This is a genomic window from Bradyrhizobium sp. Leo78 (assembly GCF_059512425.1).
Genome location: NZ_JCAMOT010000307.1, coordinates 1 through 356 on the forward strand (window position 1 = coordinate 1; position 356 = coordinate 356).

The following is a 356-nucleotide window of genomic DNA, read 5'->3' on the forward strand; positions in this document are numbered from 1 at the left end:
GGTGCAATCGGTTTGTCTCGAATGCCCATGGCGCGCAATCGCCGTGTGACGACGGCGCCATAGATCCGATCGCGATCACGGATCATATAACCCGAAAAGCTTCGGTGATCTGGTGTGCGATCCATTCCGCCGTGGGGTTGGTTGTGACGTTGATCCAGATCAGCTCTCGACGGTCAATCCGTACGATCACGAAGCCGTACAGCAGTTTGAAGCCAATGGTCGGGACTACGAACAGATCCATGGCGGCAATGTCCGGAGCGTGGTTTCGCAGAAAGGCCTGCCATCCCTGATGTGGCGGCCCACGCCGCTTGACCATGTACTTCGCGACACTTGACTGTGCGACTTGAAACCCGAGC

Annotated in this window: 1 pseudogene; it reads right to left on the minus strand. The window is 57.3% G+C overall.

Features of this window, described 5'->3' with window-relative positions:
* Window positions 1–82: 82 nt before the first annotated feature.
* Window positions 83–356, minus strand: a pseudogene (locus AC5ZG1_RS44820) (transposase); the annotation flags it as partial.